Below are 7,215 nucleotides of genomic sequence, written 5' to 3' on the forward strand. Positions count from 1 at the left end.
CCGTAGGGGAGGCGAAGTTGACTTATCGTATAGGGGTGAGAGAAGTCCGGCTTCCGGAGCTGGACATTTCTGCTTATACTTTCTTATCACGATAAAAAAACACTCTTCCATAAGGAAAAGTGCTACTACTTTACATTTAATAATTTGCTCAATCAATATGAATTTATTTTATAAGTGCAGTTTTGGTTAGCCTTCGTTTAGTTGAAAAATTATGCTAACTATATTTATGAATAATAGCTAATACTTTTTTTAATTCTGATACTGGTATTTGACCTGGTGCTGACTCAGATACACCGGAAGCAAATGTCGCCACAGAACCAAATACGTGACAAGATAACCTACTAATTAATCCATCTCCTCCCATGGAGATGGTAATGAATGGGCGATCGGCATATTTTTCCTTCATTATATTTGTAACCTCTAATAGGGTAATAACATCTTCCTTGTTTTTCGGCATTACCGCTATTTTCGGAATATCTGCCCCAAGATTTTGCATATCTATCAGACGAGAGATAATTTCTTCCTTCTTAGGAGTTTTTTGAAAATCGTGATTAGACAATACAACATACACCTGATTTTCTTTTGCAGTGGAAACTAGTCTTTTTACCATCATATCATCCAAGAACAGTTCGACATCTACCATATCAGCCACTCTTGATTGAATCACTTTTTCCATTAGCTGCTCATAATATTCTAACGGTATTTCCTTATGACCGCCCTCATGAACAGTTCGAAATGTGAAAAGCAAAGGCACATTCTTTACTAGTTTGCTTATTTTCCCAAGAACTTTCATAACCAAATGCAGGTCTTCTACAAATTCAAAAGTATCCGCTCTCCACTCGATTATATCCGGCTCCATGGCCATAACTTTTTCTATCTCAGACATTAGTTCCTGCTCAGAACTACCTACGATCGGTACGATAATTTTCGGTAATCCTTCACCAATGGTAATATCACGCACTTTAATAGTTTGCATCTTTTTGTCTACTCCTTGCTTACACAACATATTACCATATTAATCTATTTCGATTATCTAAGTAAAGTATAGTTGCTATCGTGTGGGTTGCGTGTATTTGAGAGTTTATTTTTATGTTGGTTTTTGGGGGACGCGGGGGTGACTGGATCTTGGGGGGGATTGGGGTTCGTGAGGAGCTTGGTTTCGTGGGGGGCTTGGGGTTTGCTCGGGGGGCCTGGTTTTGTGCGCAGATCCTGGGATTCGCGCGGGGAGCCTTAATTTTCGCGCGAGATAACTCAAAAATCGCGCGGGGATTCCTATTTTCGCGCGAGCTCCCATGAATTTCGCGCGGCCTCCCCCAAAAATCGCGCGAGTCTTTTTCTGTCGCGCGATTTTTGCTAAATGTCGCGCGTTTTTTTATGATTTTCGCGCGAATTTGATTGTATATCGCGCGAAAATTTCTAGTTTCACGCGGAATTCCCGGTTTCGCGCGAGGGTCCTTAATTTTCGCGAGAACTACCTCAAAAATCGCGCGAGGATTCCTATTTTCGCGCGAGCTCCCATGAATTTCGCGCGGGCTCCCATGAATTTCGCGCGGGCTCCCCCAAAAATCGCGCGAGTCTTTTTCTGTCGCGCGATTTTTGCTAAATGTCGCGCGTTTTTTATGATTCTCGCGCGAATTTGATTGTATGTCGCGCGAAGATTTCTATTCTCGCGCGATAATATTACCTTTTTACAGAATTTCACACGCCCCACCTAATATAAACACCAGAGTTCAATACACTATGGCTTTCTATATAAGAAAAGGAGCCTTAATTTAAAAGCTCCTTCTCAATCTTATTCCCCTTCACTATTTTCCTGTTTCTTCGGTAGTCTTCCTGCCTTTTTCATAGCCTCTCTAAGCAAAAACTCAATATGACTATTGACACTGCGAAATTCGTCGTTAGCCCAATTTTCAAGGGCATCGTACAGTTTCGGATCAATGCGTAATGGGAAATTCTTTTTCTTCATTTTATCACTTCTCTATTGGTATAGTGAACCTGTATTAATGACTGGCTGTGTGCCGTGGTCTGATACAATAGAAACAAGAAGATTATTGATCATAGCAACTCTACGCTCATCATCTAAATCTACAATACCTTCTTTTTCAAGTCGTTCAATCGCATCCTGTACCATACCCACTGCACCATCGACAATCTGTTTTCGAGCAGAAATGATGGCACTTGCCTGCTGTCGTTGTAGCATCGCTTGGGCTATTTCGGTAGAATATGCTAAATGGGTTAACCTTGCCTCAATAACCTCAACACCTGCCACACGTAATCTTTCTTGTAATTCTTCCGTTAACTCTGTGGAAACTTCTTCTGCATTTCCCCTTAATGTTAATTCATCAACCTCAAAATTGTCATATGGATACTTTGTTGCTACAGCACGGATAGCTGTTTCACTTTGGATTTCAACAAATTGTTCATAACGGTCTACATCGAAAACAGCTTTTGCTGCATCAATAACTTTAAATACAATTACTGCCGCGATTTCGATTGGATTCCCATTAACATCATTTACCTTTAATCTTTTGCTATTAAAATTTCGTACACGAAGCGAGATAGTTTTTCGTACAGTAAATGGAATCGTCAGTACAATCCCTTCCCGTCGAATTGTCCCCATATATCTACCAAGAAAAATAACAACAACAGATTGATTAGGTTGAATCATAGTTATACCAGATCCTAGCACAATAGCTAACACAATCAAAATCCCACCAAGGATAAATTGCTCCTCTATAAAGCTAAATACCGTTCCGGCAATTAACCCTGCAATGACAAGAATCCCAAGATAACCATTCATTACCCATGCATTTTTCTCTTTAATCCCACTCATAACCAATCCCACCTTTTTATTAAATATCTTTCTTATATCACTATGATATCATGTTTATGAATTTTCGCAAATCTTTTTTCTCGTTTTCACATAAAAAAACTCACACGGTAATTCATACGAGACGAATTGCCAATGTGAGTTCAGATGTATATTTTTTTCGAACAAATAAATCTTATTTCCATAATGAACGTTATTTATAATTCATCGTTGCTTGTACTGCCTTTTTCCATCCTTTGTAAAGGTTCTCTCTTTTCGATTCTTCCATTTGCGGTTCAAATACGACATCATAATTCCACTGGGATGCAATTTCTTCTTTACTTTCCCAGAATCCTACCGCTAAACCAGCTAAATATGCTGCCCCTAATGCTGTTGTCTCCTTTATAAAAGGTCGTTCAACAGGAACATTTAAAATATCACTTTGGAATTGCATTAGGAAATCATTCTTAACACTACCACCATCTACTCGTAATGATTGTAAGGATATTCCAGAATCTTTAAGCATAGAGGTCAATACATCTTTCGTTTGATATGCTAGTGACTCTAGTGTAGCCCGAATAAAATGCTCTTTTGTTGTTCCACGAGTCAAGCCAAATACCGCACCACGTGCATCACTATCCCAATAAGGCGTACCTAATCCTACAAATGCAGGCACTACATAAACTCCTTCTGTTGAGGAAACCCGTTTAGCATATGTTTCACTGTCAGCAGCATTTTGAAACATACGCATTCCATCCCGTAACCATTGAATAGCTGAACCTGCAACAAAGATACTTCCCTCTAAAGCGTATTCTACCTTCCCGTCAATCCCCCAAGCTATCGTCGTTAATAATCCATGCTTAGATTGAACCGCACGATCACCGGTATTCATTAACATGAAGCAACCGGTACCATATGTATTTTTAACCATTCCTTCTTGAAAGCATGCCTGACCAAATAAAGCTGCCTGCTGGTCACCTGCCACACCTGCAATCGGGACATTTTGCCCAAATAAATGATAATTGTCTGTCGTTCCATAAACCTCGGATGAGGAACGAACTTCTGGTAGCATGGATTGTGGAATAGTTAACATATTTAATAACTCTTCATCCCATTTTAATTCATGAATATTAAACATCATCGTACGAGAGGCATTAGAATAATCTGTTACATGAACTTTTCCACCTGTGAATTTCCAGATTAGCCATGTGTCGATTGTTCCAAATAAAAGCTCACCCTTTTCTGCTCTTTCCCTCGTTCCTTCAACATGATCTAGGATCCACTTTACCTTTGTTCCAGAGAAGTATGGATCCACTAATAGGCCCGTTTTTTCTCTAATTAGATTCTCATAGCCATTGTCTTTTAATTCCTGACAGATCGCTTCTGTTTGACGTGATTGCCAAACGATAGCATGATATACCGGAATTCCAGTATTTTTATCCCAGACTACTGTTGTTTCGCGTTGGTTCGTAATGCCAATTCCAGCTATTTGTTCTGGTTTGATATTCGATTCTACTAGGGATGTAGCGATGACAGATAGCACCGATGCCCATATTTCATTCGCATCATGCTCTACCCAGCCCTGCTTTGGAAAATATTGATTGAACTCCTTTTGGGCTATATGTACAATTTCGCCTTGTTTATTAAAAATAATGGCACGTGAACTTGTCGTACCTTGATCAATTGCTAATATATATGTATCCATTTCGAAATCCTCTCTTTATTCCTCTCTCTTTAATTGCAACATGAAACACTAGCTGGAAGTAGGATTATAATAATCCCAAAGTTCTTTACTTGAAGTCGTAATAGTTGTTGCACCTGCATCTATTGCCTGTTGTACCTCTTCAACGGTTTCAATAAATCCACTAGCGATTATTTCTTTATTGGTCTGTTGACTAAATTGACGTATTATCTTAGGGACAACACCAGGAAGTAATTCAATATAGTCTGGATCAGTTCGTTCTATTAATTTACTACTTCTTTCAATAGACTTTGAGTCCAACAAAAATATTCGTTGAAAAGTCTGAACCCCTTTTTGTTTCGCTTTCATAATAACATTTGGCTTTGTCGAGATAATACCTAAGGGTTTGTACTCCTGACAAATATATTCTGTAGCATATTCATCAGACTTTAATCCCTGAACTAAATCGATATCAAGTAATAATTGTTTCTTATGCTGCTTAGCGAATTGAAAAATCGGTTTCAATCGAGATATATGAGCATTTAATACTGCAAAATACGTATAATTATAATCTGGGAATTTATCAATGTCCTTTATTTCTCCAATTACCGGTATAATTGCTTGCCCTTTAAAATTCAACAAATCACCTCTTTCTTCATCTCTATCGCCAGTATATAAATAATATAATAATGATCAAAAACAGAAGCTACTTTCTTCTGTTTTTGATCAATTACACTCTTTATAATAACAAATTAATTTTTGAATGCTGCATCCTCTAATGCAAGCTCTAATTCTTTTTTATACAATTCGCTAGTATTACTATCCCAATGGAAATAATCTCCCATCCAGCTTAGCACATTCTCTTTATATTCTTTTACCGTTTCAATGTCGAACAAAATCGCTCCTGTTCTACGATTGAAAAAGTCTACAGGTGTCACTGCCATTTCATGATCTAATGCATATTGAAGCTTAGCAAATAATAATAATGGAAGATGATATTTAGCTGCGACATCTGCCTTTTCCTTCAAAATGTCGAATAGAATTGGTACATTTGAGCCATACATTTTAGCTAAATGTCTTGCATCTTCCTCTGTTAAGCCAGCATCCATACCTACTGAAATTTGACTTTCTACGAATTGATTGAAATTAGCAGAGCCCCCTACATTTCCACCTGAAATAGGAATCTTCCGTGTTTCACAAGCTGAGAACAGTTTTTGCTGCTCTGCTTTAAATTTAGAAGCTAGTAAGTCTACTATGCTTTCTGCCATTTTACGATAACCAGTTAATTTCCCTCCAGCAATTGTTAATAATCCAGACTCAGATTCCCAAATTTCATCTTTTCGAGAAATCTCTGAAGGATCTTTTCCTTCCTCCCAAATTAACGGACGCACACCAGCCCAGTTTGATTCCACATCGTCTTTTGATATCGATACATCTGGGAACATATAGTGAATCGCTTCTAAAAGATAATCACGATCTTCCGTGGTCATCTTCGGACTAACTGGATCATTTTCATAAAAAGTATCCGTTGTGCCGACATAAGCTTTTCCGTCACGAGGTATCGCAAATACCATTCGACCATCTGGCGTATCAAAGTATACCGCCTGCTTTAATGGGAATCTAGATTGATCAATAACTATATGAACACCTTTAGTTAATCTTAGTACTTTCCCTTTTTTAGAGTTATCTTTTTCTCGGATTGTGTCTACCCACGGACCTGTAGCATTCACAACCTTCGAAGCTCGAATTTCATATTGTTCTTTCGTTAATTGATCCTCTACAATTGCTCCAACTACTTTACCATGTTCATAAATCAAGTTGACTACTTTAGAATAATTCAATGCTGTTGCACCTTTTTCCACGGCAGCCTTCATTACTTCCATTGTCAATCTTGCATCGTCCGTTCTATATTCTACATATATTCCACCACCAAGTAAATCTTGCTTTTTCACAAGAGGCGCCTTTTCGATTGTTTGTTCTGCCGTTAACATGTATCGTCTTTCATTTTTCTTTACCCCAGCTAAAAAATCATACATTCTTAGACCAATAGAAGTCATAAATTTACCGAACGTACCACCTTTATGAAACGGTAGTAGCATCCATTCTGGAGTTGTGACATGTGGTCCATTTTCATAAACAATGGCACGTTCTTTCCCGACTTCTGCCACTTGCTTTACATGAAATTGTTTTAAATAGCGAAGACCACCATGGACTAGCTTCGTAGAACGGCTTGATGTACCAGCGGCAAAATCCTGCATTTCCACTAATGCCATTTTCATTCCGCGAGTAGTACCATCTAACGCAATCCCGGCACCTGTTATTCCACCACCAATAATAAGGACATCAAAGGTTTCTTTTTTCATGGTATCAATGATTTGATTACGATTTTTATTTGAGAAATTCATATCTTATTCTCCTTTTCCGATTAGCTTTTGTAATATCAAGGTATTTATTAACATCTATATACAAAAAGAGACCACAACAACACTGTCGAACTTATTTTCGACACGTTCTGTGGTCTCTTATTCTCTACCGTGATATTAACTTACTAATATTATAACATGATCTATACGATTTGAAAACAATCAATTTTACGTAGATTGAGTCAAGTATTTGTGGGAGATTTTTAAAGTCCCTTATTTTGTATTGTTTTAATTCCAAATTTGACAACGGTTTCAGATTTATATCTTTCCATCTGTTTCCGCTTTTTTACTTTTTTAAATTC

6 protein-coding genes are annotated in these 7,215 nt (G+C 37.9%); all 6 read right to left on the reverse strand.

The features are described 5' to 3' along the window. Positions 1–214 precede the first annotated feature (214 nt). Positions 215–976 (reverse strand): type I 3-dehydroquinate dehydratase, encoded by a 762-nt coding sequence (gene aroD / locus AAIB49_RS06085; protein ID WP_343457499.1) that lies wholly within the window; start codon positions 974–976, stop codon positions 215–217. Positions 977–1,792: 816 nt separating this feature from the next. After that, the gene (locus tag AAIB49_RS06090) at positions 1,793–1,966 is read right to left on the reverse strand and encodes a type II toxin-antitoxin system antitoxin (RefSeq protein ID WP_339214067.1); all 174 of its coding nucleotides are present in this window, start codon (positions 1,964–1,966) and stop codon (positions 1,793–1,795) included. 12 nt (positions 1,967–1,978) lie between these two features. Beyond that, positions 1,979–2,824, reverse strand: a complete 846-nt coding sequence (locus AAIB49_RS06095) for an SPFH domain-containing protein (RefSeq protein WP_343457501.1) — start codon at positions 2,822–2,824, stop codon at positions 1,979–1,981. Positions 2,825–3,023: 199 nt separating this feature from the next. Next, positions 3,024–4,514: a glycerol kinase GlpK gene (glpK, locus tag AAIB49_RS06100; protein WP_339214065.1), complete on the reverse strand. Its 1,491-nt coding sequence runs from the start codon at positions 4,512–4,514 to the stop codon at positions 3,024–3,026. 48 nt (positions 4,515–4,562) lie between these two features. After that, positions 4,563–5,129 carry a glycerol-3-phosphate responsive antiterminator gene (locus AAIB49_RS06105; RefSeq protein WP_339214063.1) on the reverse strand — a complete coding sequence of 189 codons (567 nt, stop codon included), beginning with the start codon at positions 5,127–5,129 and terminating at the stop codon, positions 4,563–4,565. Positions 5,130–5,242: 113 nt separating this feature from the next. Continuing rightward, on the reverse strand, positions 5,243–6,895 hold the full coding sequence (locus tag AAIB49_RS06110) for a glycerol-3-phosphate dehydrogenase/oxidase (protein WP_339214062.1): 1,653 nt from the start codon (positions 6,893–6,895) through the stop codon (positions 5,243–5,245). Between the last annotated feature and the right edge of the window lie 320 nt (positions 6,896–7,215).

The sequence above is a fragment of the Ornithinibacillus proteolyticus genome, from assembly GCF_039581225.1.
Lineage (GTDB): Bacteria > Bacillota > Bacilli > Bacillales > Amphibacillaceae > Ornithinibacillus > Ornithinibacillus massiliensis.